The organism is Neisseria sp. P0001.S005, from assembly GCF_051963715.1.
In genome coordinates, this window is sequence record NZ_JBQCTZ010000971.1 from 1 (window position 1) to 272 (window position 272).

Below are 272 nucleotides of genomic sequence, written 5' to 3' on the forward strand. Positions count from 1 at the left end.
CCGTCTTTGAGGAGGTGCTCGGTCCAGTTGACGAAGTCGGCGAGTTCGGCAAAGGCGCGGCTGGTGATGACGTCGGCGCGGCAGTTGGCGGCGGCTTCTACGCGGCCGCTGATGACGCGGACGTTTTTAAGGCTGAGTTCGATGACGGCTTGTTGTAAAAAGGCGGTTTTTTTGGTGTTGGCATCGAGGAGGGTGATGTCGAGGTCGGGGCGGCAGATGGCGGTGGGTATGCCGGGCTGTCCGCCGCCGGAGCCGACGTCGAGCATGGTTTG

General features: G+C 62.5%; 1 protein-coding gene. It reads right to left on the reverse strand.

Going from position 1 to position 272, the window contains the following annotated elements:
• Positions 1-272 (reverse strand): 16S rRNA (guanine(527)-N(7))-methyltransferase RsmG (rsmG, locus tag ACTHSP_RS23725; RefSeq protein WP_440347201.1); only part of this gene is annotated, 272 nt, incomplete at both ends.